The organism is Planobispora longispora, from assembly GCF_016863135.1.
GTDB classification, from domain to species: Bacteria; Actinomycetota; Actinomycetes; order Streptosporangiales; family Streptosporangiaceae; genus Planobispora; species Planobispora longispora.
This window is the reverse complement of sequence record NZ_BOOH01000016.1, coordinates 126,494-152,819: the sequence shown is the minus strand read 5'-3', so window position 1 is coordinate 152,819 and position 26,326 is coordinate 126,494. Positions and strand designations below refer to the sequence as shown.

25 protein-coding genes are annotated in these 26,326 nt (G+C 72.9%); 17 read left to right on the top strand and 8 right to left on the bottom strand.

Annotation, left to right across the window (positions count from 1 at the left end; all coding sequences use genetic code 11):
- Nucleotides 1–446: 446 nt before the first annotated feature.
- Nucleotides 447–1,595, top strand: coding sequence for a DUF8094 domain-containing protein (locus tag Plo01_RS09230; protein ID WP_203890089.1), 1,149 nt, complete (start codon nt 447–449; stop codon nt 1,593–1,595).
- A 179-nt stretch (nt 1,596–1,774) separates the two neighbouring features.
- On the opposite strand, the gene Plo01_RS09225 is transcribed toward Plo01_RS09230, so the two are convergent.
- The gene (locus Plo01_RS09225; RefSeq protein WP_203890088.1) at nt 1,775–2,323 is read right to left on the bottom strand and encodes a hypothetical protein; all 549 of its coding nucleotides are present in this window, start codon (nt 2,321–2,323) and stop codon (nt 1,775–1,777) included.
- A 46-nt stretch (nt 2,324–2,369) separates the two neighbouring features.
- On the opposite strand from Plo01_RS09225, the gene Plo01_RS09220 reads away from it, so the two are divergent.
- The 4 genes from Plo01_RS09220 to Plo01_RS09205 are packed head-to-tail and all read left to right on the top strand — an operon-like array spanning nt 2,370 to nt 7,055.
- Nucleotides 2,370–3,218, top strand: a complete 849-nt coding sequence (locus Plo01_RS09220; RefSeq protein ID WP_203890087.1) for a hypothetical protein — start codon at nt 2,370–2,372, stop codon at nt 3,216–3,218.
- Complete coding sequence (locus Plo01_RS09215; protein ID WP_203890086.1) at nt 3,215–5,191, top strand: hypothetical protein; 1,977 nt, start codon at nt 3,215–3,217, stop codon at nt 5,189–5,191. The genes Plo01_RS09220 and Plo01_RS09215 overlap by 4 nt, the downstream gene beginning before the upstream one ends.
- Before the next feature lie 44 nt (nt 5,192–5,235).
- The gene (locus tag Plo01_RS09210; protein WP_203890085.1) at nt 5,236–6,309 is read left to right on the top strand and encodes a MinD/ParA family ATP-binding protein; all 1,074 of its coding nucleotides are present in this window, start codon (nt 5,236–5,238) and stop codon (nt 6,307–6,309) included.
- Nucleotides 6,309–7,055, top strand: a complete 747-nt coding sequence (locus Plo01_RS09205; protein ID WP_203890084.1) for a hypothetical protein — start codon at nt 6,309–6,311, stop codon at nt 7,053–7,055. The genes Plo01_RS09210 and Plo01_RS09205 overlap by 1 nt, the downstream gene beginning before the upstream one ends.
- Nucleotides 7,056–7,399: 344 nt before the next feature.
- Here Plo01_RS09205 and Plo01_RS40895 read toward each other — a convergent pair whose 3' ends face one another.
- Nucleotides 7,400–7,534, bottom strand: a complete 135-nt coding sequence (locus Plo01_RS40895; RefSeq protein ID WP_275415372.1) for a hypothetical protein — start codon at nt 7,532–7,534, stop codon at nt 7,400–7,402.
- A gap of 586 nt (nt 7,535–8,120) precedes the next feature.
- Here Plo01_RS40895 and Plo01_RS09200 point away from each other — a divergent pair.
- The gene (locus Plo01_RS09200; RefSeq protein WP_203890083.1) at nt 8,121–8,651 is read left to right on the top strand and encodes a hypothetical protein; all 531 of its coding nucleotides are present in this window, start codon (nt 8,121–8,123) and stop codon (nt 8,649–8,651) included.
- A 90-nt stretch (nt 8,652–8,741) separates the two neighbouring features.
- Here Plo01_RS09200 and Plo01_RS09195 read toward each other — a convergent pair whose 3' ends face one another.
- Nucleotides 8,742–9,245, bottom strand: a complete 504-nt coding sequence (locus Plo01_RS09195; protein ID WP_239316046.1) for a GNAT family N-acetyltransferase — start codon at nt 9,243–9,245, stop codon at nt 8,742–8,744.
- 118 nt (nt 9,246–9,363) lie between these two features.
- On the opposite strand from Plo01_RS09195, the gene Plo01_RS09190 reads away from it, so the two are divergent.
- The gene (locus Plo01_RS09190) at nt 9,364–10,800 is read left to right on the top strand and encodes an LCP family protein (RefSeq protein ID WP_239316045.1); all 1,437 of its coding nucleotides are present in this window, start codon (nt 9,364–9,366) and stop codon (nt 10,798–10,800) included.
- Nucleotides 10,801–10,874: 74 nt separating this feature from the next.
- Here the strand turns inward: Plo01_RS09190 and Plo01_RS09185 are convergent, their stop codons facing one another.
- Together Plo01_RS09185 and Plo01_RS09180 are read right to left on the bottom strand one after the other, a co-directional pair.
- Complete coding sequence (locus tag Plo01_RS09185) at nt 10,875–11,129, bottom strand: hypothetical protein (RefSeq protein WP_203889951.1); 255 nt, start codon at nt 11,127–11,129, stop codon at nt 10,875–10,877.
- Between the two features lie 103 nt (nt 11,130–11,232).
- Nucleotides 11,233–11,601, bottom strand: coding sequence for an ArsR/SmtB family transcription factor (locus Plo01_RS09180; RefSeq protein ID WP_203890082.1), 369 nt, complete (start codon nt 11,599–11,601; stop codon nt 11,233–11,235).
- Between the two features lie 332 nt (nt 11,602–11,933).
- On the opposite strand from Plo01_RS09180, the gene Plo01_RS09175 reads away from it, so the two are divergent.
- The 8 genes from Plo01_RS09175 (at nt 11,934) to Plo01_RS09140 (ending at nt 21,069) form a co-directional block, all read left to right on the top strand.
- Complete coding sequence (locus Plo01_RS09175; protein WP_203890081.1) at nt 11,934–12,983, top strand: 3-oxoacyl-ACP synthase III family protein; 1,050 nt, start codon at nt 11,934–11,936, stop codon at nt 12,981–12,983.
- Entirely contained in the window at nt 12,983–13,714 is a 732-nt protein-coding gene (locus Plo01_RS09170; RefSeq protein ID WP_203890080.1) for a glycosyltransferase family 2 protein, read from the top strand. Before Plo01_RS09175 ends, Plo01_RS09170 begins: the two co-directional genes overlap by 1 nt.
- Nucleotides 13,711–14,967 carry a cytochrome P450 gene (locus Plo01_RS09165; RefSeq protein WP_239316044.1) on the top strand — a complete coding sequence of 419 codons (1,257 nt, stop codon included), beginning with the start codon at nt 13,711–13,713 and terminating at the stop codon, nt 14,965–14,967. The genes Plo01_RS09170 and Plo01_RS09165 overlap by 4 nt, the downstream gene beginning before the upstream one ends.
- A 79-nt stretch (nt 14,968–15,046) precedes the next feature.
- Complete coding sequence (locus Plo01_RS09160) at nt 15,047–16,591, top strand: class I adenylate-forming enzyme family protein (RefSeq protein WP_203890079.1); 1,545 nt, start codon at nt 15,047–15,049, stop codon at nt 16,589–16,591.
- 196 nt (nt 16,592–16,787) lie between these two features.
- On the top strand, nt 16,788–17,741 hold the full coding sequence (locus Plo01_RS09155) for an NAD-dependent epimerase/dehydratase family protein (RefSeq protein WP_203890078.1): 954 nt from the start codon (nt 16,788–16,790) through the stop codon (nt 17,739–17,741).
- A gap of 131 nt (nt 17,742–17,872) precedes the next feature.
- A complete protein-coding gene (locus Plo01_RS09150; protein WP_203890077.1) occupies nt 17,873–19,372 on the top strand; it encodes an LCP family protein in 1,500 nt (499 codons plus the stop codon).
- A 282-nt stretch (nt 19,373–19,654) separates the two neighbouring features.
- Nucleotides 19,655–20,620 (top strand): ATP-binding protein, encoded by a 966-nt coding sequence (locus Plo01_RS09145; RefSeq protein WP_203890076.1) that lies wholly within the window; start codon nt 19,655–19,657, stop codon nt 20,618–20,620.
- A 62-nt stretch (nt 20,621–20,682) separates the two neighbouring features.
- Entirely contained in the window at nt 20,683–21,069 is a 387-nt protein-coding gene (locus tag Plo01_RS09140; protein ID WP_203890075.1) for an SCO5389 family protein, read from the top strand.
- A 138-nt stretch (nt 21,070–21,207) separates the two neighbouring features.
- Here Plo01_RS09140 and Plo01_RS09135 read toward each other — a convergent pair whose 3' ends face one another.
- From Plo01_RS09135 to Plo01_RS09125, 3 genes are read right to left on the bottom strand one after another with little or no spacing between them, the layout of a single operon-like run.
- Nucleotides 21,208–22,254 (bottom strand): LLM class flavin-dependent oxidoreductase, encoded by a 1,047-nt coding sequence (locus tag Plo01_RS09135; RefSeq protein ID WP_203890074.1) that lies wholly within the window; start codon nt 22,252–22,254, stop codon nt 21,208–21,210.
- Between the two features lie 13 nt (nt 22,255–22,267).
- The gene (gene rnhB / locus Plo01_RS09130; RefSeq protein WP_203890073.1) at nt 22,268–22,945 is read right to left on the bottom strand and encodes a ribonuclease HII; all 678 of its coding nucleotides are present in this window, start codon (nt 22,943–22,945) and stop codon (nt 22,268–22,270) included.
- Between the two features lie 9 nt (nt 22,946–22,954).
- Nucleotides 22,955–23,905 carry a LysR family transcriptional regulator gene (locus Plo01_RS09125; RefSeq protein WP_203890072.1) on the bottom strand — a complete coding sequence of 317 codons (951 nt, stop codon included), beginning with the start codon at nt 23,903–23,905 and terminating at the stop codon, nt 22,955–22,957.
- A 95-nt stretch (nt 23,906–24,000) separates the two neighbouring features.
- On the opposite strand from Plo01_RS09125, the gene Plo01_RS09120 reads away from it, so the two are divergent.
- Together Plo01_RS09120 and Plo01_RS09115 are read left to right on the top strand one after the other, a co-directional pair.
- Nucleotides 24,001–25,287: a pyridoxal phosphate-dependent aminotransferase gene (locus Plo01_RS09120; RefSeq protein WP_203890071.1), complete on the top strand. Its 1,287-nt coding sequence runs from the start codon at nt 24,001–24,003 to the stop codon at nt 25,285–25,287.
- A 182-nt stretch (nt 25,288–25,469) separates the two neighbouring features.
- Nucleotides 25,470–26,114 carry a GNAT family N-acetyltransferase gene (locus Plo01_RS09115; RefSeq protein WP_203890070.1) on the top strand — a complete coding sequence of 215 codons (645 nt, stop codon included), beginning with the start codon at nt 25,470–25,472 and terminating at the stop codon, nt 26,112–26,114.
- Nucleotides 26,115–26,326 lie beyond the last annotated feature (212 nt).

Sequence of the window (26,326 nt, the reverse complement as noted above, 5' to 3'; positions counted from 1 at the left end):
CACAACAAATGGCGCTATACATGAAAGCGTTTCATGTCAAGACGGTGAACGCCCGGCGATCGCTTAATCCATCCGTTAGACGAGCCGTCCAAGAATGACTGTCAAGGTTTCATAAACAGCGGGTATTACGAAAAATCTCTAGAGAAGCGCTGATACAGCCAACGTCGCGGAGGGTTAAGATCGCCGGATCACGCATTAGGGGCAGTCCATATTGCGCAGCACGCGGCGTTTCTGAGGCGGAATCCCTAATCGACAATAACCTTCGTCCTTTACCTTCCCCATGAATCACTGTCAGTCTAATATCGGGATCTATGTCGCGGAATGCACCAGATCCCCCAGACAAGGTCGTCTGGCCGTCTGAGCGCATTGCTCCCTTTACCGGACGTGACATCGACGGCAGCGCGGAGCCCGAGCAGCTGCCGGTGTTCGCGTGGCGGAAGGCCGCCATGTCCGGAATCGTCCTGACGGTCGTGAGCGGCGTGGCGATCTGGGCCGCCGCGTCCGGAACCTCCGGACCGGCGACCACGCTCACCCGTGCCACGCCCGCCCCCGCCGGAACGAGCTGGGAGGCGGTGCTCCCGCCACCGGACCCCGCACTCCCGTCATCGGGCGCGGTGCCCCCCTCCCCGGACGCGGCGGCCTCGGAGGACTCCTCGGTCGTGACCTTCCCGACGGTGGACGCCTCGCAGGAGAACCCCTCGTCCGGGAATCCCCCGGCGGAGTCCCGGCCCGTCCGGCTCACCGTCCGGGACGCGCGCCGGGTGCACGACCGCTATGCCCGTGACCTCTCCCTCGCCCAGCAGGACATGGACGACCGCGCGATGGGCCGGCTGGAGCGGGGACTGGCCCTGGAGATGTCGAGGGCGGCCTTCGAGACCGCGCGCGTGCAGGGGACGGGGGCGGCGGCGGGGCTCTGGCCCCGGCCGGAGATCTGGGTTCCCCGCGACACCGCGGGAACCACGGACTGGTTCGTCGCCGTCGCGCACGAACCGCAGGTCGCCAGGGTCAGCAAGCTGATGACCTCCACCCCCGGCGGATGGCGGCTGACGGCGTTCACCGCGGACACGCGCGTTCCCGCCGCGCCGCTCCCCGAGATCGCGATCGACGCCGACGGCTACGCCACGAGCCTGCCGGAGGACGCCCCCGGGCTGCTCGCCACCCCGCGTCAGGTCGTCCACGCCCACCTGGCGAGCCTGGAGAGCACCACGCCGGACCCCCGCTTCGCCGACGGCCCCTGGACCGACGAGGCGGTGACGTTCTGGCGGCAGGAACGCTCCCAGCTGGAGAAGTCCGGGTGGGAGCTGTCGCTCTTCTACCGGCCCGAGGGGCCGGTGCGCTCGCTGATGACGAGCGACGGAGGCGCGCTGGTCTGGTACGGCGCCCGCTCCACCGACCTCCGCGAGGCCCGGCGGGCCGGCGCGACGGTCACCCTGAACGGACCCGCCGGTATCCGTACCGGCGGTACGGCGTTCGCCCGCTCGGCGAGCGTCACATACGGCCGCATGTATGTGGCCCACATCCCACCCGCCAGTTCCGGCGAGCGGGTCCGAGTGCTCGGCGAGTGGTCCGAAGTCCTGGAGAGCCACGGCACCTGACGTCCAACCGGAAGGAGAGGAGCGTTCACGATGGCACCCTCACGTAAGCCCTCACGCGCGACGGTGCTCACCGCAGGTGTCGCGATCGGCGTGTTCGGGGCCGGTGCGGGGCTGGGAGCCGTCATCTCGGCGCGGTCCCAGACCGCCGCGGTGCAGACGGTTCGGCTGACCGCGGGCACCTACCTCCTGAGCTCCGACGCCGCAGTCTCCACGGCACAGGCGGCACGGGCGGCGCGGGCGGAACCCGACCCGGTCTGCATGTCCCTCACCGTCGACGGCCGCGCGGTCGACGGCGACGGATCGGACTGCACCGCCCTGCCCGTCATCGGCGGCGCCCTGCCCGCCTTCAGCCCCGGCAACCCCAACGGCACGCCGGCCCCGCCGTCCAAGAAACCGCCCAAGAAGCCGTCCACGCCTCCCAAACCGACCAAGTCGAGCGCCGGAAAGCCGCCGTCCCAGCCGAAGCCCACCCAGCCTCCGCCGGTCGGGACCTCGACGAAGAAACCCGCTCCCTCGAAACCGACCCAGAAACCGACCCGGAAACCGTCCGGCACCTCGAAACCCACCAGGAAACCCACCGCGAGCTCGAAACCCACCAAGAAGAACACTCCGTCCCCGAGCCCGAGAAGCGAGAAGTCGGAAGGGAGCCGGGTCGCCCCCGCCCCGCCGGACACTTCCGGCACCTCCTCGCCCTCGGCGGAGGCGCGCAGAAACGCGTCGCCCACCACGGAGGCGCCCCCTCCGACGGCCCCGCCCGGAGATACCCGGAACCCGGTGCCTCCGCCCCGCGTCACCCTCACCCCGGACGCCTCCGGCTCAGGCGGGAACACCGCACCCGACCCGGGGACGACGCCCGATCCGGGCGAGAGCCCCGCACCCGATCGCGGGACGACCCCCGATCCGGGCGAGAGATCCACGCCCGACCCCGAGACGCCCCCCGACCCGGGCGAGAGATCCACGCCCGACCCCGAGACGAGCGCCTCCCCCGAGCCCCGCGCACCCGAGACGTCGGCCTCTCCCCCGCCCGGGAACGAGGAGGCGCCCACGGAGCCCGGGGACTCCGTCAACGGCGACTCCTCCCTGCCGATCTTCCGGGATCCGGAGCTGCTCCGGCGCGCCCAGGAAGCGCTCGGACTGGACAGGGACATGCGGTACACGGACGCCGACGGCGTGTGGGACCTCACCATCGCCCCTCCGGGCACCCCGCCGTGCCGCGACTACACCGCCGAGGAGATCCGCGCGCTGAACTCACCCGGGAGCGGCACACCCGCCCCGTCCGGCGAGCAGGTCATCCCCCGTGACTCGTGTCAGTGGCCCGCCTTCATCCGCTGGCTCCTGGCGGACCCGGCCCCCGGTGAGGTCAGCAACTGGACCAAGTTCACCGGACTGCCCGAGCGCAACCTGGAGCTGGTGGTGATCGATCCACCGGCGGCCCCCTCCGGCGCCGCGCCGCCGGAGCAGCCCGATCCCGCGCAGTCCGGCCCCGGCGAGAACGGACAGTCCGGCTCCAGCGAGAACGGACAGTCCGGCTCCGGCGAGAACGGGCAGGACTCGGACGGCGGACCCGCGCAGGATTCCGGCGGCGAGCCCGCGCAGGGCTCCGGCGAGTACACGGGCCCGTGAGCTCACGCACCGGCGCCGGGAACACCGTGCTCGGCCCCGGACAGTGGGCGGCCTGGGTGAGCGAGCACGGCGCTCACCTGCTGGACTACGCCGGATACCACCTCGGAGCGGACCGGGCGCCGGCGGCGGTCGCCTCCGCCGTCGCCGCCTGCGCCGCCCGGAGCGTTCCCGAGGGCATCTCGGCGCGCGCGTGGCTGCTGGCCGTACTGCGGCGGGACTGCTCCACAGCGCCCGGCCACCGGGAGGGGTACGTCCCCGGCACCGGGCCGGGGATGCCGGACGCCCGGCTGATCGAGCGGGCGTGGCGGCTGGTCGAGCCGTTGGGCGCGGAGATCCTCCGGCTGATGTTCCGCCACGGCCTGACCCCGGACGACCTCGTCCACGTCCTCGCGCTTCCCGCAGAGGAGATCGACAGGCTCGCGACCAGGACCCAGGACATCATCGAGACCCTCGTGAGCGCCCTGGACGGCCTCGCCCACGGGCGCGGGTCCTGCCCGGAACTGCGCCCGCTGGCGGACGCGGCCTTCCCCGGCGAGCCGCGGCGGCAGACGCCCGCCGAGCACGCCTGCGCCCGGGCGAACCTGCTGTCCCACGCGGTCAGGTGCCCCGCGTGCACGCGGCCGATCAACATCCGCTACACGGTTCCGCAGATGAGCGCGCACCCGCCGATCCCGCCCCTCACGGCCGAGGCGAGCCGGCGGCTCCTGGACACGCTGCCGCCGGCCACGCCGCCTTCCACCGCGTCGGACCTGCCCGTCCCGGGGGAACGTCCCCCGGGTGCGAGCCCGGCCGGGCGCACGGCCCCGCCCGGATCCGCGGATCCTCCCGGGAGAGCCGGCCCTCCTGGAAGCGCGGACCCGTCCGAGGGGCCGGCCCCGTCCGGGGGTCCGGCCCTGTCCGCCCACCCGTCCGGGGGTCCGGACCCGTCCGCCCGCCGGTCCGGGGGCGCGGTCTCTCCGCCGGGCACGAAGCCGCCCGTGCCGCGGCGCGGGACCGCCCCGTACGCCATGGCGGGTCCCGGCCCGGCGAAGACCTCGCCCCCGCAGCCGCCTCCCCGTCCGCCCGCGGCGCCGTCCGCGCGACGGGAGGAGGAGACGCTCCCCTCCATCCCCGCCCTCCCGCGCTCGCTCCTCTCCGGGGAGGAGACCCTCCCCTCCATAACGGCGCCTGCCCGCTCGCGGGGCGTCCCGGCGCCACCGTCCCGGACCGCGGCGGACGCCGGTGATCCCGGGCAGGACACCCCCCTCTACAACGCGCTGCTCTCCCAGCTCTGGGCACGCGGGACCCCGGCCCGCGACGGCGGCGTCTCCCCCGCCGAACGCGCGAACCTCGACGTCCCCCCGACCATCCCCGACTCCGCCGTACGGCCCCCCGCCCGCCCCTGGGCGCGATCCCGCGGCCCCGGGCGGGACCGTGGCGAGTCCCGGCTCGGAGAGGCGCTCGTGTCGGCCGGGACGCGGGCGCGGGCGACGGCGATCAAGATCGCCATAATCGCCGTCGCCGGTGCGGCGGGAACCCTGACCGGGATGAACCTCCTGGGGCCCTCCATCGGCGACGGATCAGCCGAAGGCGCGCTCCCGTCCTCCCTGTCCCGGGCGTTCACGGCCGGCGCGCCCTCGGCGCCTCCCGCCGCCTCCGCGCCCGAGGACGCCGGGAACCCGCCGGCGGCGCCGCTGCGCATGCCCGCCGAGGTGACCCTGGACGACTACGGCAGGGGCAGCGTGACCCTGACCACCGCCCCGGACGCCGAGCTCCGCGAGCTCCGCGAGCTGCACTGGCGTGTATCGGCTCCCGGCCTGGACGTGACTCCCTCAAGCGGCGTCCTGAAGCGCGGGGAGACGACCGTGCTCACCCTGCGCGCCCTGCGGGTCCGGCACTGGTGCGGCGCTCCCGCCCCGATGACCGTCCCCCTCACCGTCCACGGCCCCGACGACGACTCGACCTCCACGACGGTGCGCTGGCGCACCTGCTGACAAGCCTCCCGTGCCACACCGTCCCGTGTGAAAGGACCCCGGTCATGACAGACCTCTCCCCGCAGATCCGTCCGGTGCCGCCCACCGCGTCCGCGCCGTCCGGGTCCTCCCCCGACTCCCCGTCGGCCCCCCCGCCCGGAACGCACCCGGGAGAACGGCCCGAGGGCCCGGCCGAGGCGGCGCCGGAGACGGTCCCGCTCACCGCGGAGCATCTGCTCACCAACCGGCGGCCGGAGCCCTCGGGCGGCTGGAGACGGCTTGTCTGGCAGCTGTCGGGCAGACGGTTCATCCCCGCCGAGTCCGCCGCGGAGATGGAACGGCGCACCCTGATCGCCCACGCCCAGACGCCGGTGGCGAGCGGGCACCAGCGCATCGCGGTCATGAGCCTCAAGGGCGGCGTGGGCAAGACGACGACGACCGCCGCCCTGGGCAACACACTGGCCTCGCTCCGGGGAGACCGGGTGATCGCGATCGACGCCAACCCCGACCGGGGGACCCTCGGCCTGAAGGTCAAGTCCGAGACGGCCGCGACCATCCGCACCTTCCTCGCCGAGGCTCCCCACATCGTCCGCTACGCCGACGCGCGCGCCTTCACCTCGCAGTCCCCCGCGCGGCTGGAGATCCTCGCCTCCGACACCGACCCGGCCGTCAGCGAGGCCTTCGACGCGGAGGACTACCGCACGGTCGCCAAGCTGATCGAGCGGTACTACTCGATCTGCATCACCGACTGCGGGACCGGGCTGCTCCACGGGGCGATGGGCGCGACCCTGGAGCTGGCCGACCAGATCGTGCTGGTCACCCTTGTCGCCGTGGACGGCGCCAACTCCGCCGCGGCCACCCTGGACTGGCTCAACGCCCACGGCCACGCCGAGCTGGCCAAGGACGCCATCGTCGTGCTGAACGCGGTGGAGCCGAAGACCGACGTGGACATGACGCTCCTGGAGCGCCACTTCGCCTCCCGCTGCCGCGCCGTGATCCGCGTGCCGTACGACCCCCACCTCAAAGAGGGCGCGGAAGTGGACCTGACCCGCCTGCGGCCCGCCACCCGGGGGGCCTACCTGCGCCTGGCCGCCGCGGCGGGCCAGGCGTTCGGCTTACACCTCTCCCGGAGCCGGTGATGTCCCCGACCGTCGAGGAATCCGTGCTCGACGTCGACCTGGGCCCTCCCGGCCGCGCGTTCCGGCGCAGGCTCCTCATCGCCGCCGCGGCCGCCGCAGTGATCGCGGCGGCGCTCGCGGGGTGGTCCCTCCTGCGCGGCGGCCCCGACCCTCAGCGGCCCGCCGCCTCCGGGGCCCCGGCCACGGTCACCCTCGCCACGCCCTCCGCCTACCGCGGAGACGCCGGATATCCGATCGGATTCCCGCACACCGAGCTGGGAGCGGTCTCGGCGGCGGCCGCGGCCCTGGAGGCCGCCTGGACGCTCGACCCCGCCCAGGCCGAGCAGGCCGCGGTCCTGTACGCCCTGCCGGAGCACCGGGAGGCCGCCCGGGACGGCGCGGGCGCCACCGTCGGCGGCTGGCGCAGGACCATCGGGCTGTCCGAGGAGGGATCGCTGCCCGAGGGCGCGGCCCTGCGGACCAGGACGGTCGGCGTGCAGTGGCACAACCGCGCCGAGGACCAGGTGCAGGTCTCCCTCCTGGTCCAGGTGACGGCGACCAAGGGCGTCAAGGAGGCCGGGCCGACGTACTCCAGCCCCTTCGCCATGAGCGTGCTCATGGTCTGGAGGCCCGGGATCCGCGACGGGACCGGGGACTGGCTCAACGCCCCCGACCCCCTGCCAGCCGTCGTGCCCGCGATCGCCGCTCCCGGCACCCCCGAGTTCACCGCGGCCGGATGGAAAGCCGTCACCGGTCCCACCCCGTAGTCCGAGGAGGCCCCCATGCCCCCACGCAGCTCCTCTCGGCGTGTCACCCCCGCCCCGTCCGGCTCTCCTCGGCGCGCCGCCCTCGTCTCCGGCCTCCTCCTGGCCGGGATCTCCGCGACGACCAGCGCGATCGTCGCCCAGCCCTGGATCGCCGCCGCGGAACCGATGCCTATGCCCGTCCCCTCCGCCCCGGACGCTTCCGGGCCCACGGCCACCGGGGCCCCGTCCGAGCCTCCACGGGAGGATCGGCCTGAGCCGTCACCGGAGAACCCGCCGGAACCCTCTCCGGAGGATCCGTCGAAATCTTCACCGGAGAACTCGGCCGAGCCCTCCCCGGAGGATCCTCAGAGATCTTCACCGGAGAATTCGGCGGAACCGTCGAGGGAGAGCTCACCGGAGAACCCGCGCGATCCGACCGCCGATCCCCCGAAGCCCTCGGCCACCCCGTCATCCGGCGATCCCGCGAAGCGCTCGGCCACTCCGTCGCCGAGTGATCCCACGAGATCCCCGAGCCCGCGCCCGAGCTCCGACCCGTCCGGCGGACAGGCGAGAGAGGCGTCACCCACCCCCACCGCGAGCGAAGAGCCGGCTCCCACTCCCAGCGGAACCGCCTCGGCCGCCCCGTCACCGTCCCCCACAGGGAAGGAACAGTCGAGACGTCCTGATCACGGCAGCACGCCCTCCCCGTCCGCGACACGGGGGAAGCGACCCGGAAAACCGGCGCCTCCCTCGGCGAAGCCCAAACCCACCAAGACCACCGCCAAACCCGCCAAGCCCACCGCCCGGCCCACCAAGCCGGCCAAGCCCACCGCCCGGCCCACCAAGCCGGCCAAGCCCACCGCCAAGCCGGCCAAGCCCTCTGCCCGGCCCACCACCAAACCCACCGCCAAACCCGCCAAGCCCACCGCCCGGCCCACCAAGCCGGCCGAGTCCCCTGCCCGGCCCAGCGCCGAACCCGCCGTCACGCCCGCGCCCGACCCGGCCGCCACCGAGCCCGCCGCCCGGCCCGTCCCCGCCCGCACCGACCCTGTCGAGCCCGTCCCCGCGACCACGCTCCGGCAGCCGGTGCCGGAGTCCCTCGCGACGACGCTCCGGAGTCCCGCGCTGAAGGCCCTCCCGAAGCGGGCGGCGCCGCCCGTCACCGCGAACCCGGTCCCCGCGCCGTCCACGGGCGCGCCGGCGCTCGCGATGGCGCCGCGGTCCCGGCGGGTCGTGCCGATCCCGCCGCTGGCGCGGCCTTCCGCCAAGGGCTGCCTGTCCTCCGCCGACGCCATGTGCTGGGGGTTCGCCCCCTGGCGGGGCCGTACCGACGGCTCGACCGGCTCCGCTGACGCTCTCGGCCCGGCCGGCACTCTCACACCTCCCGCCGGAGCCACGGAGGCGGGGCGGGGAAGCCGCTCGCAGGAGTTCCCCCGCTGGGTCTTCGTCCCGCCCGCGGCCCCACCGGCCGACACGCGCGTCAAGGCCGGCGGCGCGGGTGAGGCCGCAATCCCCGATCCCGCGGCGGACGCGGAGCAGCGCACGGCTCCGGGCCGGGCCGGATGCTGGGCGTTCAGCCCGCCGTGGCTCTGCGCCAGGTCCCAGGGACAGCCGTGATCTTCCGTACCCGCGGGGCAGCCGTGATCTTCCGTCCTCGCGGGGCGGTCGTTCCCGGCGCGGTGGCGGTGACGGCGCCGACCGGGTCCGTCACCGCGCCAGGCGCATCTCCAGGAGCTGGCCGGGCCACTCGCCGACCGTGAACGGCTCCGTCCTGGTGAATCCCTGGCTCTCGTAGTAGCGCACCAGCCGGCCGTCGCCTCCCGCGTAGCAGTCGACCCTGACCAGCGAGGCGCCCCGCTCGGCGGCCTCGGCGGGGGCGAGCCCCAGCAGGGCGGAGCCGACGCCGCGACCGTGGAAACGCTGGTCGATGACGAGGGCTTGGACGTAGAGTTCCGGCTCGGAGGCGGGCGCGATGTAGGGCATCGGACCGCCGAAGACGATGCATCCGGCGGGTTCGCCGTCGATCTCGGCGATGCGCATCCCTCCGGAGGCCGCCCACCCGGTGATCCGCTCCGCGCGGGCGGGGTCGGCGGAGAACGGCTCGCTGCCCCACTGGCCGGTACGGCCCTGCGCGATCAGCCATGCGACCGCGCTGTCGAACATCCTCAGAACAGCCTGAACGTCGCCGACATCACCGTTGCGGATAATCACCGGCGGATCGTAACAGGCACCGTTTTCCTCGAACGACACGTTGCGCCACGCCCCGAGTTCTTCCCCGCCTCTTATCAGGAATAAGTACACTCGGTCACGGCCGTAACGCGGTGCCCACGTGAGCGCGCTCTGGCCCGTCCTCATCTGGAGTCTTGTGAGCAGCGGTTCGATCGACGCGGTCCCTCGGAGCGCGCCCCGGCGTCGCCGCCGGTGGGTGTGGTGGCTGGCGGCGACCGTCGTGATCGTCGTGACGGCGGTGACCGCGACGGCGGTCGGCGCCTACGTCAAGCTCGCCGGGAACGTCAAGCACATCGAGGTCGGCGCCGAGGATCTGGGGACCCGGCCGGTCAAGGTGGCGACGAAGGCGATGAACGTCCTGGTCGTCGGCTCGGACCAGCGCAACGGCAAGAACGCGCGATACGGCAGGTTCGCCGGCGAGCGGACCGACACGATCATGCTCGCGCACATCTCCCCGAAGCGTGACAACGCGATGGTGATCAGCTTTCCGCGCGACTCGATGGTCCAGCTCCCGGCCTGCCGGGCCCGGCAGGAACTCCCCGGGCAGCAGCCCCACGTCGGAATGATCAACGAGTCGTTCAACTCCGGCGGCATCGCCTGCACCTGGAAGACGATCGAGACGCTCACCGGCATCCACATCGACCACTTCGTCAAGGTCGACTTCACCGGGTTCAAGGGCATGGTCGACGCGATCGGCGGGGTCGAGGTCTGCGTGCCCGAGCCGATCAACGACACCAAGGCCCTGCTCCACCTGCCCGCCGGACGGCAGACGCTCAAGGGCGAGCAGGCTCTCGGCTACGTCCGCGCCCGGTACAGCCTGGGAGACGGCTCCGACATCGGACGCATCCAGCGGCAGCAGATGTTCATCGCCTCGATGGTCAAGAAGGTGATGAGCGGTGAGACGCTGACCGACCCGACCAGGCTCTACGGGTTCCTCGACGCGGCCACCAAGTCGGTGACCACCGACCCCGCGCTCACCCCCACGGTCATGAAGGACCTCGCGACCAGCGCCCGGGGCCTGGCCGCCGGGCAGATCCACTTCGTCACGACCCCGTGGCGCTACTCGCTCACCTACCCGGGGAGGGTGGAGTGGGTCGAGCCGCTGAGCACGAAGCTGTTCAAGATCGTGGCTGGCGACAAGCCGATCGCCGACGCCGGGATCAAGGGCGGGCAGACCAAGGTGGCGCGCTCGAAGATCCATGTCGAGGTGCGCAACGGCACCTGGCGGTCCGGCCTGGCCACCCAGGTCGCGGCGACGCTGGAGGAGCGGGGCTACCACATCGCCAAGATCGGCGACACCGCGCGCAAGCCGTACCCGAAGACCACGATCGCCTACTCGCCGAAGGGCGCGACCAAGGCGCCGACGCTCTCGCGCGACCTGCTGCGCTCCGCGGGCCGGCCGGTGCCCGCGGCGACGACCGGGCGGCTCGTGCTGACGATCGGCGACGACTGGCAGGGGCTCAAGGAGCTGCGCACGGCCGCCACCGACGGCCTGGAGAGCTTCGACGCCACCAACGACTCCTGCTCGAGCGCCTGACCGTCTCCGGAGCCCCTCCGGCCCCGCGAACCCGGAAGGGCGGGAACAGGTGATCGTTCCTGCCGGGGTCAGGGTCAGGCGGTGGGGAAGGGGCCCTGGTACTCGGTGTAGTCGGAGACGCCGTCGCCGTTGAGGTCGACGCGCACCTCGTCGGTGTAGCCGTCGCCGTTGTGGTCGAGGTAGACCACGTCGGTCACGCCGTCGCCGTCGGTGTCGTAGCGCTCCTCGTCGGCCACGTAGTCGCCGTCGGTGTCGATGAGCTGGACGTCGGTGCCGCCGTCGCCATCGGTGTCGTAGTAGTCGGTGGTGGTGACGTAGAACTCGCTCATCGGGGTTTCCCTCGTCCTTTTCGTTCGTGCCGGTTCGTCAGATAAGAGGGGCGTTCCGGCCGGATGGTTACAGCGACTTCCACGATTTTTTCGCAGCCCCTCCTCAGCCGTGGCGCAGGTGCTCGCGGCTGAGGTCGAGGAGCATGCGGACGTGGGCGTCGGCGAGACGGTAGTAGATCATCCGGCCGGACCGGCGGCTGGCCACGATGCCCGCGGTCCGCAGCAGCCGCAGCGCGTGGGACACGGCGGTGTCGCTGACGTCGACCGTCTCGGTGAGGTCGCAGACGCACAGCTCGCCCGCTTCGAGCAGGGCGTACAGGAGCTGGGCTCGGGTGGGATCGCCGAGCAGCCGGAACAGCTCGGCCAGGCGGGCCGCCTCCTCGGGGGTGACCAGCCGGTCCCGCGTCGCCGCCACACGTGCCTCGTCCGGCTCCGTGGTCGTGCAGGCGTCCAGGCGGGCGACGGCTTCCATGTTCAACTCCTGAACAGATGCTCAAATGATAATGAGTATCGTATCAAGCCGACTGTCCGCGCCATCGACCATTCGTTCCGCGCCGGGTTCCGGGGCCGTGAATCCCGGGCTCCGGGGCCGTGACTCCCGGCCTCCCGCCGTTGTTGACGCGCGCACTCCGGCGCCGCGAGCCCGGGCAGCCCGACAGATGGATCCCGGAACCTGAGACACCGTGAGCCACGGGCCCGAAATCTTCACTCTTCTCCAACTAGGACAAACGTCATCCCTTTGGGTACATTGCGCGAACATGAGAAGACCGCTCCGGTCGTAGCCGGACACATCGAGGGGGCGCGATGAAGGCCCGTATCACGGGCGTCGCGACGTATCTGCCCGAGCGGACGCTGACCAGCGCGGACGTCGAGCACCGGATCGAGGGATACGTCCCCCACCGGGGGATCGTCGAGCGGATGACGGGGATCCGCCGGCGGCACGTGGCACGCGACGACCAGCAGGCGTCGGACCTGGCGGTCGAGGCCGTCCGCAGGCTCGGCCCATCCGGCCCCGGCGGGACCGGCGGGACCGGTGGGAGCCGCGCCGACGGACCCGGTGGGAGCGATGGGAGCCGCGCCGGCGGACCCGGGTACGCCGACGCCGATCTGATGATCTTCGCCTCCGCCTCGCAGGACATGGTCGAGCCCGCCACCGCGCACATCGTCGCGGCCAAGCTCGGCCTGTCGTGCCCGGTCTTCGACGTCAAGAACGCCTGCAACAGCGTGCTCAACGGCATCCAGGTCGCCGAGGCGCTGATCCTGTCGGGCGCGCACCGCACGGTCCTGGTCTGCTCCGGCGAGACCCCGTCGCGGGCGATCCGCTGGCAGGTCAGGGACCGGGCGCAGTTCGTCGACGCCTTCGCCGGGTACACGCTGTCGGACAGCGGGGCCGCCGTGCTGGTCACCGCCGACGACGAGCGCGGCATCTTCTACCGCGACTTCTCGGCCGACTCCACCGCCTGGGCGATCGGCACCCTGCCGGGCGGCGGTTCCGTGCACCCGCGCGACCCCGAGTACTCCTACTTCCGGGGCGACGGGCGGCGGCTGAAGGAGGCCTTCGAGCGGATCGGCCCCGACATCTTCCTCAACGCGCTCAAGCGCACCGGCCTGACCTGGGACGACTTCGCCGTCGTGGCGGTGCACCAGGTGGCGCTGCCGTACCTGGACTTCCTGGCCCGGACCCTGGACATCCCCCAGGACAAGCTCGTGATCAGCCTGCCCGAGCACGGCAACTGCGCCTCGGCCACGCTCCCGCTCCAGCTCTCCCTGGGCCGCTGGGAGGCCGGTGACCGGGTGGCGCTGCTGGGCCTGGGCGGCGGGATCAGCATGGGCGTGATGCTGGCGGAGATGTGATGAACCTCTGGGTGATCATTCCGGCGTACAACGAGGCCGGGAGCATCGAGGCGACGCTGCGGGCGCTGCGGGCGCAGGACGACCGCGACTTCACACTCCTCGTGGTGGACAACGCGAGCACCGACGACACCGCCGAGGTCGTCCGGCGGCACGGGGTGCAGGTGATCTCCGAACCCCGCAAGGGCACCGGCGCCGCCTCCGACACCGGCGTGCGCCACGCCATCGCGGCCGGCGCGACGCACATCGCCAGGACGGACGCCGACTGCCTGCCCCGTCCCGACTGGGTGCGCAACATCCGCCGCGCGTTCGGCGACGGGCTGGAGATGGTCGGCGGACGGCTGCGGCCCCGCACCGACGAGTTCCCGCTGAAGTTCTGGGAGCGGCGGTTCATCCCGCTCGTGGTCCAGGTGGCCGCGACGTTCGGCCGGTTCAGGCCGGGCAACCGGGACCCGCTCTACAAGGGGCCGTACGTGATGATGCCCGGCTGCACCCTCGCGATCACCGCCGGCCTCTACGAGCGCGCGGGGGGCTTCCCGAGGACCGCGATCGAGGAGGTCCACGAGGACCGCGCCCTGGTCAACCGGGTCCGGAAGATCACCTCGGCGTACGGCTCCCGCCGCGACGTGGTCGTCTACGGCTCGGTGCGGCGGCTGCGGGCCTACGGCCTGGCGGGCACGCTGGCCTGGTACGCCGACCACCGCTACCGCCCCGACGTGGTCGACGTGCGATGAGCTCCGCCCCGCCCGCCGCGCCGTCCTCCCCTTCGTCTTCCGTGCTCTCCAGGCTCTCCGGGCTCTCCCCGCTGGCCCGGCTGGACCACGAGGCCCGGCTCTACCTGGCCGCGCATCCTCTCGCCTACCCGCTGATCCGCCTGCTGGGCCGGCTCGGGCCGGTGGTGCGGGTGCCGGGACTGGGCGTGGTGGTGAACGACGCCGCGGTGGCGCGGGCCGTACTGACCGACGAGCGGTTCCGCAAGGACGGTCCCGGCTCGCCCGGAGACCTGTGGACGCCGGTGCTGGGACCGTCTGTGCTGCTCAACATGGAGGGCCCCGACCACCTGGCGCTGCGCAGGAAGCTGATGCCGCTGTTCACCCCGGCCTACGTCTCCGGCCTGGTGGCGGACGTGCTGCGCGAGCCGCTGGAGGCGCTGGACGCCCGGCTGGCCCGTGGAGAGACCGTCGATCTGGTGGACACCATGCGGGTGATGGCCGGGGCGGTGATCTGCCGGACGATCGGGCTGGGAGAGGTGCCGGAGGCGCGGGCCAGGGAGCTGTTCGCCGAGGGGGAGCGGGTCGTCTCGATGGTCTCGCTGCGGTCCCGGCGGCTCTCCGACCGCCAGGTTGTGATCGCCCGCCGGGTGCTCGACCGGATCGGGGACATCGCCCAGGCCGCCTACGAGGCCGGGGACGAGTCCACGATCATGGGCAGGATGCGGGCCCAGGGCCTGTCGGCGGCCGAGGCGAGGGGGGCGGCCGGGGCCTTCTTCCTGACCGGGACCGAGACCGTCGCCACCTTCGTCCCCCGGCTGATCGCTCTCATCTGCGACCACGGTACGACCGTGGACGGGCCGGACCGGCTGGACCGGGTGATCGACGAGGCCATGCGGGTCACCACCCCGACACCGGTCATGCTGCGCTCGGTGGCGGCCCCCGCGCTGATCGGGGGGAACGGTGAGATCGGCCCCGTCGCCGGCAGGGGGGACACCGGCGTGGCGGTGCGTCCGGGTGACCGGGTGCTGATCGCCACCCACAACTGCGCCCGCGCCCACGGCCCCTTCGACCCGTCCCGGCCCCACCCCCCGGAGCTGCGCCACCTCTGGTTCGGCGCGGGCCCGCACTTCTGCATCGGCTATCCCCTGGCGCTGGCCGAGATCCGGGCGGTGGCCTCGACGGTGCTGTCCCATCGCGTCCGCGTCGTACGGCGCCGCGCGGCCCGGGGAGTCCTCATCCCCACCTACGAGCACCTGTGGATCACCGCCTCCTGACCGCCGGAACACCGCTTCACCACCTCCCTGCTCCCGTCCTCCACCCCGACTTCCACCCCCCGTGAACTGGACTCCCCCCATGAACGACATCATCACCGGGATCATCGCGACCGCCGGGCGGGAGCCGTACCGGACCGCGATCATCGACGGCCGGGGCCGCGAGCTGACCTACGGGGAGCTGGCCCGCCGGGTGGACGCCGTCCGCGCCGCGCTGGCCGCCCCGGACGGCGCCGGCGCCGGTGACCGTGCGGGACACGGGCACGACAGTGCGCTCCGGCCGGGGGACGGCGTGCTGTTCGCGGTACGGCCCGGCGTGGACGCGGTCGTGACCGCCCTGGGCGCGGTCGCGGCGGGCGGGATGCTCGTACTCGCCGACCCCGGTCTGGCCCCCGGGGTGCTGGCCGCGCGGATGGCGGCGACCCGGCCGAAATGGGTGGTCACGGAGTCGCTCCTGCACACCCTGAGCGGTCCCCTGAAGGGCCTGGCCCGCCGCCGCGGCCTGCTCCTGCCCGACCTGCGCGACCCCGTGCCCGGCCACCCGGTCCGCCACCTCTACACCGGCCCCTGGCTGCCCGGCGTCCCCCGCGGCGCGCTCCGCCTGGCCTCGGCGCTCAAGACGGCGGACGGCCGGGGCGCCCCCGCTCCCCACCGGGTAGATCAACCTGCTGCGGCGATCTTCACCTCCGGGACCACGGCCAGCCCGCGCGGGGTCGTGCACACCCGCGGATCCCTCGCTGCGGGGTTGGAGCTGTTCCGGGAGGCGTTCCCGCTCGGACCGGGCGACGTCGTCCACACCGACCAGCTGATGCTCGGGCTGCCCGCGCTGATGGCCGGGGCCGCCTGGTCGCTCCCGGGCGGCGGGCCCCTGGTCGAGGAGCTGGCGGCGCGGCGGGCGACGCACACGTTCGCGGTCCCGGTACGGCTGGACCGGCTGCTCCGCGAGACGCCCGTCCTGCCCCCGACCCTGCGCTACCTGCTGCTCGGCTCGGCTCCCGCGCCCGCGGGGGTGCTCCGCCGGGCGGTCGAGGCCGGGCCGGAGGTGCTGTCGGTCTACGCGATGACCGAGGCCCTGCCGATCTCGATCGCCTCGGCGCGGGAGAAACTGGACCACGCCGAGAAGTACGCCGAGGGGGACCTGCTCGGGGCGCCGCTGCCGGGGGTGGGGGTGCGGGTGGCGGACGACGGCGAGCTGTTCGTCTCCGGGCCGCACCTCGCCCGGGGCTACCTCGGCGAGGAGCCGCTGCGCGAGGTCGCCACCGGCGACCTGGTCCGTATCGAGGACGGCCGGCTGATCCTGCTCGGCCGGAAGAAGGACATGATCCTGCGCGACGGGTTCAACATCTACCCGGGTCTCTACGAGCCCGCGATCACCGCGCTGCCCGGCGTCGCCGAGGCGGCCATCGTCGGCCTGGCCGACGCCGTGACCGGGGACGAGGAGGTCGTGCTCGCCGTCGTCCCGGCGGCGGGATACGACGAGACGCTCCTGCGCAAGGCGCTCCCCGACCTCGTGGACGCCGACGCGCTCCCCGACCGCATCGTCCCCCTGGACGCCTTCCCGCGCTCCGGCCGGGCCGACAAACTCGACCGGGCCGCCCTCCGCGCCCTGGTCGCCCGCCGTGCATGAGCGCCGGAACCGCCGTACCCCTCCCCACCGCCCCGGCGCTCTCGAACAACCCGCAGGGCGGAATGAGGGCTGGGGCGTCGCCGAGAGCGGGGCCTCTCCTCACCGGTCCGGCGCTTCCGGATAAGCGCGCGGGACGGGGCGGGTGTCGAGGTGGAGGGACGCGGGGGAGGTCACCGAGGGGTGGAAGGAGCACGGGGTGAGGATCGCGGTGACGGGGGCCTCGGGGTTCGTGGGCGGGGCGGTGTGCCGGGCCGCCCGGGCTGAGGGGTGGGAGGTGCACGCCTTCGGCAGGCGGGCGTCGGTGGAGGCCGGGCACGTCGGCGGCGCGCCGTACCGGACGTGGGACCTGCTCGGTGAGCGGCCGGAACCGCCGGAGGTGGACGCGGTGATCCACTGCGCGGGGAGCGTCACCGACTGGGGGCCCGCCCGGGAGATCTGGGCGGCCAACGTGACCGGGACCGCGAACGCGGCGGCGGCCTTTCCCGGTGCGCGGTTCGTGCACGTGAGCACGGCCAGCGTCTACGACCCGTTCCGGCCGACCGTGATGGCGCGCGAGGACGAGGCGCCGGTCGCCCGGTACGTCAACGCCTACGGCGCGTCCAAGGCCGCCGCGGAGCGGGCCGCGATGCGGGCGGCGCCGGACCGGACGGTCGTCCTGCGGCCGCACGCCGTCTACGGGCCCGGGGACACCACCCTGCTCCCCCGGGTCCTCGGCGCGGTCCGGGGCCGGAGGCTGCTCGCGGTCGGCGACGGGAGGCAGCGCGTCAGCCTGACCTCCGTCGGCAACCTGGTCCGGGCCTGCCTGCTGGCCGCCGCGCCCGCCGATCACCGGACGGGACGGGGAGCCGTCGGCGGTGTCTTCAACGTCACCGACGCCGAGCCCGTCGTCCTGGACGACGCCCTGCGCGCGATCCTCCGGGAACGGGGCATCCGCGCCGAGCCGTACTACCTGCCGCTGAGATTGGTGGAACCTCTCGCCGTCGCCGCCGAGACGGCCTTCCGGCTGTTCGGGCGCGCGGACCCGCCCCGCCTCACCCGCTACGCCGCCGGTCACCTGGCCGTCGAGCGCACGCTGGACATCACCGCGGCCCGGGAGAGGCTCGGCTACCGGCCGGACGCGACGTCCTTCGCCGGGGCCGCCGCCTGGTGAGCCCGCGAGGAACCTGAGTTCGGCCAATCTTGACGTGATTTGTACGGCACATCACGTCGTGCCACGGTCCGGCCATCCACGATGCGTTACTAACCTGTGACAGTTGAGGTTCCGCGAGAGATGTAAGGCGAATGTCGGGTAACGGAAATCGTCCGCGCACCGGGTCGGGCCTGGCGCTCACCGTCGGCTCCGCGCTGCTGTGGGGTCTGGCCCACCTGCGGACGGGCCGTCACCGGACGGGCGCCGTGCTGATGGCGTCCTATCTGACCCTGGTCGCCGTGGGCGTGACCGCGGCGCTCACCGCGCGACCGCTCCTGCTCACCCTGGCCGTGCAGCCGCTCTGGCTCGGGGTCTTCGGGCTGGGCGCGCTGCTGTTCGCGCTCGCCACCGTGGCGGTGGTCATCCGCTCCTACCAGCTCGTCCGGCCCCGGCCGCTGACCGGCGCCGCGGACTACCTCTCCGCCGCCGCCGTCGGCCTGCTGTGCGTGCTGATGATCGCCCCGATGGCCTACGCCGCCCGGCTCGCCTACATCTCCCGGGGCGTGGTGTCGTCGGTGTTCGACACCAGCTCCACCCCCGTGGCGGCGGATCCGTGGAAGGGCCGCGAACGGGTCAACATCCTGCTCATCGGCGCGGACGCGGCGCCCAGCCGGTACGGCGTGCGCACCGACAGCCTCACGGTGGCCAGTGTCGACACCCGCACCGGCGCGACCGTGCTGTTCGGCCTGCCCAGGAACCTGCAGCGGGTCCCGCTCCCGGTCGGCCCGGCGCGCGACCTCTTCCCCCTCGGCTTCGGCGGCGAGTCTCCGTACACGCCGGGGCTCCTCAACGAGATCTGGCAGTACGCCGAGGACCATCCCGAGCTGGCGCCGGGCGTGGCCGACGGAGAGCGCGGCCCCGCCCTGCTGAAGAAGACGGTCAGCGGCGTCCTGGGACTCGACGTCTCCTACTACGCGATGGTCGACATGAGGGGATTCGTCAGGATCATCGATGCGATGGGCGGGGTGCGGATCACCGTCCGGGACCCGATCGTGTACGGCCGGCGCAACGAGGGCCTGATCGCGGCGGGCACGCGCAGGCTCTCGGGCGAGGAGGCGCTCTGGTACGGCAGGTCCCGCACCTTCAGCGACGACTACGTGCGGATGGGCCGCCAGAAGTGCCTGATGAACGCGGTCGCCAAGCAGGCCGATCCGGTGACGGTGCTGCGGAGCTTCGAGCGGCTGGCCGACGCGGCGGTGGACGCGGTCTCCACCGACATCCCGAGGGAGCTGCTCCCCGCGCTGGTCTCCCTGGCGGACAAGGTGAAGGCCGCGAAGATCGAGAGCCTCCAGTTCGTCCCGCCGCTGATCAGCACCGCCGATCCGGACTACAGCCTGATCAAGCGGAAGGTCACCGCGGCCCTGGCGAAGAAGACCGCGGGCAAGCCGGCGCACCGGCCCGCCGCCACCCGCAGGCCCCTGGCCGCCTCCACCTCCACGCCCGCGCCCCTGGCCGCGCCGTCCTCCGCGCCCGAGACCCCCGCCGGGGACACGACCCCGCCGTCGACCACGGACACGACCTCGCCCACGGCCTCGGCGCCGGTCTCGGCCTCCCCCCAGGAATCCGTCGCCCTCGACGAGGTCTGCCCCTGACCGTCTCCCCGCCGCCTGGCCGCGCGAGACCCGCATAGCACCACCGGACCGCGCGAGACCCGCATAGCGCCACCGGGCCGTGCGAACCGGTATGCCCTCCGGACGGCCGGCATCTTGGCGGCCATCTTCCTTTCCGACATTCTGAGTCAAGACACTCTGACATTCCGCGTGCGAACACGACACGCGACCGTCCTCGCCGTATCCGCCCCCGCCGCGCGCGGAGCGTGGCATGATGTCGGCGAGGGGCTGCAATGGTTTTCATAATCAGATTGGATTTCCAACATGCGGGTGGCATTCGTCGGAAAGGGCGGCAGCGGTAAGACGACCCTGTCGGCGCTGTTCGCCAGGCACGCGGCGAGCCAGGGCGCGCCGGTCGTCGCGGTCGACGCCGACATCAACCAGCACCTCGGCATGGCCCTGGGAGTGGACGACGCCGCACTGCCCCGGCCGCTGGGCTCCCACCTGACGGAGATCAAGGAATACCTGCGCGGCGACAACCCGCGGATCACCTCGGCCGCCGCCATGGTCAAGACCACCCCGCCCGGCGGCGGTTCCCGCCTGCTGAGCCTCGACCCGGGCGACGACCCGATCCACTCCGGCTTCGCGGTCACCACCCCCGAGGGCCCCCGGCTCATGGTCACCGGCCCGTTCAGCGAGGACGACCTCGGCGTGGCCTGCTACCACTCGAAGGTCGGGGCGGTCGAGCTCTACCTCAACCATCTCGTCGACGGCCACGGGGAGTACGCCGTGGTGGACATGACAGCCGGGGCCGATTCCTTCGCCTCCGGCCTGTTCACCCGTTTCGACATGACCTTCCTGGTCGCCGAGCCGACCCGGCAGGGCATCGGCGTCTACCGGCAGTACCGCGACTACGCCGCCGACTACGACGTGCCCATCGCAGTCGTCGGCAACAAGGTCCACGGCCCCGGCGACGTCGCCTTCCTGCGCGAGCACGTCGGCGACGACCTGCTGGTCTGTCTGGAGCACTCGCCCGCCGTCCGGGCCATGGAGCAGGGCCGCCCGTTCACCCTGGACGACCTCGAACCCGCCAACTCCGAGGCCCTCGCGGTGCTCCTGAAGCACCTCGACACCCAGGAGAAGGACTGGGCGCGCTTCGGCCGCCAGGCCGCCGAGTTCCACCTCCGCAACGCGACGGCCTGGGCGAACCGGGCCGTGGGCGAGGATCTGGCCGCCCAGGTCGACCCCGACTTCGTCTTCGGGCCCACGCGAGTGTCGCTCCACCGCTAGATGGAGAGATCACCGGCCCGATTTAGCGTCTGAACAATCCCCTTGTGAGAGGAGAACGCAGTATGTCGCTGACCGTTTCGAACGATCTGCTCGACCAGGCGAGGGCCGGTGAGGTGGACGACGCGGCGTTCGTCGCCTGCGTCCGCGACTCGCTCCCCTACGCGTGGTCGGTGATCAGCGGTCTGGTCGACGAGCGCGCGCGCACCGGCGCCGAGTTCGCCGACAACACCGTCCCCCCGCCGGACGAGGCCGCCCGCGGCCAGCTCCTGCGCTGCCTGGCCAGCGACTCCATGCGCGGCGCCCTGGAGCGTCACTTCGGCGTGAAGCTGGCCTTCCAGAACTGCCACCGGGTCGCGGTCTTCGATCCCTCCGCCGCCAAGGCCCACGCCGAGTTCGTCACCGCCCGGTCCCAGATCCTCAACCAGTCCCCCGAGCTCGTCGACTGCTGACCTTCCGGACCACCTGACCACAACCAGGGCGCGGGCCTGACACCCGCGCCCTTTCACATTCACGTGACCGGGTCCAGTTCTGAAGGCATGCGAGAACCGGCACCCGACCATCGAGCTGATCACTCCGGGGTCAGACGGCTAGGGCTGCTCCGGTTCGCGGAGCCGGGGGAGGACTTCCGTGCCGAGGCGGGTGATGTTCTCCAGGGTGCGGGCGTGCTCGCCTGCGCCTTCGACCATCAGGATCAGGTGCTTCAGGCCCGTCGCCGCCGCGGTCCGCTCGATGGAGGCGACGCAGTGGTCCGCCGAGCCGACCGGGTGGGTCGCACAGAGGAAGTCGACATATCCAGAAATATCGCGTTGTGGCCGAGGCCGCCCGTCCACCGGCACGTATCCCGCCAATCCCGGCTCCAGCCAGCGCGGCATGCTCGCCTTCAGCTCCCGTACGGCCTGCGCCGTCGAGTCGGCCACGTAGCCGACCGCCGCGGCGACATGCCCGGCGTGACCCTCCCACCGTGACGGGGAGGCCCCGGCCGGAGCGTCCATGCCCGCCCGCGCCCGGTCCCCGTACGCCCGGATCATCGCGGCCTTCTCCTCGTCCCCCACGTGCATGCCCAGCAGCATCGGCAGTCCGCGCTCGGCCGCCAGCGCCACCGTCCCCGCCGAGGTGCACGCCACCACCGGCCGCATCCTGGCCGCCGGGACCACCGGCACCTCGCGGAACCGGAAGAACTCCCCGTCCGCCGCGACCGTGCCGCCGTCGTCGCGGTCCAGGGCGGCGCAGAGCAGGTCGAGGGACTCGGCGAAGCCTCGCTCGAACCGGTCCAGCCCGGTCCCGAACACCTCCAGGTCCACCCACGGCCCGCCCCGGCCCACGCCGAGCGTGAACCGGCCGCCCGAGGCGGCGTCCAGGATCGCCGCCTGCTCGGCCAGGTCCACGGGGTGCCGGGTGGACAGCACGCTCACCGCCGTGCCCACCCGGATCCGGCTCGTACGGCCCAGCGCCACCCCCGCCAGCGTCACCGCCGACGGGCACACGCCGTACGACATGAAGTGATGTTCGGCGATCCACGCGTCGTCGAACCCGGCCTCCTCGGCGGCGGCCACCGCCTCCACCGTGTCCCGCAGCACCTCGCCCGGAGACCGGCCGGGGAACCCCGCCGCGACCAGGAAGACGCCGACGCGCACCGGGCGCCGCCCGCTACCCGAAGAGCCCGAGCTGACCGGCCCCGGCCGTGACGTCCCGGTGTTTCTTCAGATGGCTCCAGCGGGGCAGCTTGTCGAGATAGGACCACGACAGGCGGTGGTGCTCGGTCGGGCCGTGCTCGTCCAGGGCCCGCCGGTGGACCGGGGAGGGATAGCCGGCGTTGCTCGCGAAGCCGTACTCCTCGAAGCCGAGGGAGGCGAGGGAGGCCATGTAGGCGTCGCGGCGGACCTTGGCGATCACCGAGGCGGCGGCGACGGAGACGCACGTCTGGTCGCCCTTGATCTCGCAGCGGACCGGCCAGGGGGCGCCGAGGTAGTCGTGCTTGCCGTCCAGGATCACCGCGCCGGGCCGGACCGGCAGCTCGGCGAGCGCGCGGCCGGCGGCCCGGCGCAGCGCCTCGGTCATGCCCAGTTCGTCGATCTCCTCGTGGGACGCCTCGCCGTATCCGATCCCGGCCGCCCACTCGGTGATCTCGGGGACCAGGGCCTCGCGGCGCGACGGGGTGAGCAGCTTGGAGTCGGTGAGCCCGGCGGGCGGCTCCGACAGGTCGGTGACCACGGCGCAGACCGCCACCGGCCCGGCCCAGGCGCCCCGCCCGACCTCGTCGACCCCGGCGACCAGCGTCGATCCGCCGGCGGACAGCAGGCGTTCGAGCGCGTAGGAGGGAGGCATGGGGCGAGTTTACGGGGCCGCCGATCCCGGGATCGCCGATTCGAGCGCTGTGAGGTCGGCGGCGAGGTAGCGGGCGGCGACGTGGATCGCCCGCAGGGTGACGGCGACGGCGGGACGCTGGACGCTGGCGGCGCGGGCGACGGCGTGGACGTCGCGGCCGGCCGGGGGGCCGGGGATCTCGCGTACGGCGATGCCGCGCACCCCCGCGGCCAGGGCCAGCGCCGGGACGGCGGCGATGCCCACGCCCTTGGCGACGAGGCTGAGGATGGTGCTCAGGCCCTCGAACTCCCACGGCACCGGCGGCGCGCCGCCGACCTCGGCGAGCATGCGATCGACCGCCAGGCGGGACGGCTCCCCGTCCGGCGTGGCCATCCACGGCTCGTCGCGCAGCTCCATCAGGTCGACCGGCTCCCCGGGGTCGGCCAGCCGGTGCCTGCGCGGCACCACGAGCACCAGGGGGTCGCGCAGGAGCGGGAAGACCCTCGTGGTCTCCGAGTCGTGCATCCGGCCGTACCAGTCGTCCACCAGCGCGATGTCCGCCTCACCCGCCTGGACCTCGCGGAGTCCGCGCCCCGCCCGGCTCTGCGACATCCGCAGGGTCAGCGAGGCGTGCCGGCGCAGCGATCCGGCCAGTGCCGGCGCGAATGCCACGGCCGCCGTGGGGAAGGCGGTTACGGCGACCCGGCCGGAAGGGGTGGCCGCCTGTGCCGACAGATCGGATTCGGCGGCCTCCACCATGGCCAGGATGCGCTCGGCGTGGGCGACGAGGCGGCGCCCGGCGTCGGTCAGCTCGGCGCTGCGCGCGGTCCTGTCGATCAGCACGGCGTTCGCCTCGCGCTCCAGCGCCGCCAGCTGCTGGGAGACCGCCGAGGGGCTGTACCCCATCGAGGCCGCGGTCGCGGCGATGCTCCCCTTCCGGGCGAACTCGCAGATCAAGGCAAGACGACGCAGATCGAGCATCGGAATTCCTTACGCCTACCCACACGAACCGAAGCTTGTCCTGATGCCTTATATCCCCGAATCTGGGAACGTTCCTAAAAGAAGGAGAATTGTCCATGAACGTCACACTCTCGGCCACTTTGGCGGCCAATGAAGAGATCGCCCGGCGACAACGCGCGGGTGAGCGGGTGCTCAACCTCGCCTTCGGCGAAGCCGGGCTCCCCGTGCACCCGTCCCTGGTGGAGAAGCTGGCCGACGCGGCCGGGCGGAACGGATACGGACCGGTCGCCGGGGCGGCGGCGCTGCGTGAGGCGGCCGCCGGTTACTGGGGGCGCCGGGGCCTGCCCACCGATCCCGACACGGTGATCTGCGGCCCCGGGAGCAAGCCCCTGCTCTACGGCCTGCTGATGGCGATCGGAGGCGACGTCGTGCTCCCGATGCCGAGCTGGGTCAGCTACGCCGCCCAGACCGAGCTGGCCGGGACGCGTCCGCTGCTGATCCCCGCGCCCCCCGGCGAGGGAGGGGTGCCGGATCCCGAGCTGGTCGTCCCCGCCGTCCTGCACGCCCGCTCCCGGGGACGCGAGGTCCGCTCGCTGGTGGTCACGCTGCCGGACAACCCGAGCGGCCGGCTCGCGGCCATGGACACGATCAAGGAGATCGCACAGGTCGCCCGCGCGCTCGATCTGACGATCATCTCGGACGAGATCTACCGGGATCTCGTCCACCGGCCGGAGACGGACTTCCTCAGCCCCGCCGACGTGGCGCCCGAGCGCACCGTCGTCACCAGCGGGCTCAGCAAGAGCCTGGCCCTGGGCGGCTGGCGGATCGGCGTGGCCCGGGTGCCCTCGGCCGACCTCCGGACCCGGCTGCTCGCGGTGGCCAGCGAGATCTGGTCCAGCCCGGCGGCGCCGGTGCAGGAGGCGGCGGCCTACGCCTACACCGAGCCGCCCGAGCTCACCGAGCGGATCGGCCTGAGCAGGCGGCTGCACGGCGCGGTCGCGCGCGCGGTGCACGCCCGGCTCGTCAGGGCGGGCGTCACGGTGGACGCCCCCCAGGGCGGCTTCTACCTCTATCCGGACTTCACCGGAGTGCCCGGGGACTTCGCGACCTCCGCCGGGCTGACCGCCTTCCTGCTCGACCGGCACGGCGTCGGCGTGCTCCCGGGAGACGCCTTCGGCGACGACCCCGCCGCGCTCCGGGTGCGGGTGGCCACCAGCCTCCTGTACGGCGAGACGGCCGAGCGGCGGCTGGCCGCACTGGAGGCCCGCGACCCCCTCGGCCTCCCCTGGATCGCCGCCTCCCTCGACCATCTCGACGAGGCTCTCGACGCTCTGACCTCGGTACGGCCCGCCGTCCGCGCCTCCCGCCGCACGGACCTGTCGGCGCTCCCCGCGGCCGGGTGATCCACTCCGCATCAGTTGGGTAACGGCACCCGGACGCCCCGCCGGAGCGGGGTGGTAAAGCCCTGGCTGACCTGCGCTTTCTCTTCTCCTGGACGGGACGGGCGACCTCTTTGCCGGATGCTCACTGAGATGTCTCGTGCTATTTGGCATTAGACATGCCAAGCAGCCCTCATCATGTGCTCATGCCCGCTTTTGTCACCCTGTCCGGGCGCTCCGTGCGCCTGGAACCGCTCAGCCTCGCGGCCGTCGACGACCTCGTCGCCGCGGCGGGTGAAGACCGTACGACGTACACCTTCACCCGCGTTCCCCATGGCCGGGAGGAGATGGTCTCCTACGTGGAGGCCGCTCTGGCTGAGCAGGCGGAGGGCCGCGCGTTGCCCTTCGCCATCCGGTGGCTGCACACCGACCGCGTCGTCGGTGCCACCCGTCTCATGAACCTGGAGTACTGGCAGGGCCCCATGCCCTGGCCTCCGGGTGCGCGTGGCGCGGTGGGCGAGGTCCCGTCCGTGGCGGACATCGGTTACACCTGGCTGGCCGCATCGGCCCAGGGCACGGGTGTCAACCGGGAGAGCAAGTGCCTCATGCTCTCCCTCGCCTTCGAGACGTGGCAGGTCCACCGCATCACCCTGAAAGCAGACGTACGGAACGTACGATCCCGGGCCGCCATCGAGGCCCTCGGCGCGCACTTGGACGGTGTGCGGCGGGCGGAGAGCCGAGGCGCCGACGACACGGTCCGAGATACCGCGTTCTATTCGATCCTGAGTTCCGAATGGCCGCTCGTGCGAGAACGCCTGCACGCGCGGCTCGGTCTGGTCGAGGCCGCGTAGAGCGTCGTCCCCCGTCACTTCGATGACCCAACGGAGCATAAGGCCCACCCGGTGCATTCCGGGTGGGCCTTTGTTCATCTATCGGATGAGCACTCGCCGCCTCGCGAGGGCCTGGAGACCGAGCATGACCGCCCCCGTATGGGGCCATGCCCGGCAAGTCACAGCATCTCGGACAGGGCTTGACGACCGATTGCCACCCGATCAACGCCTCG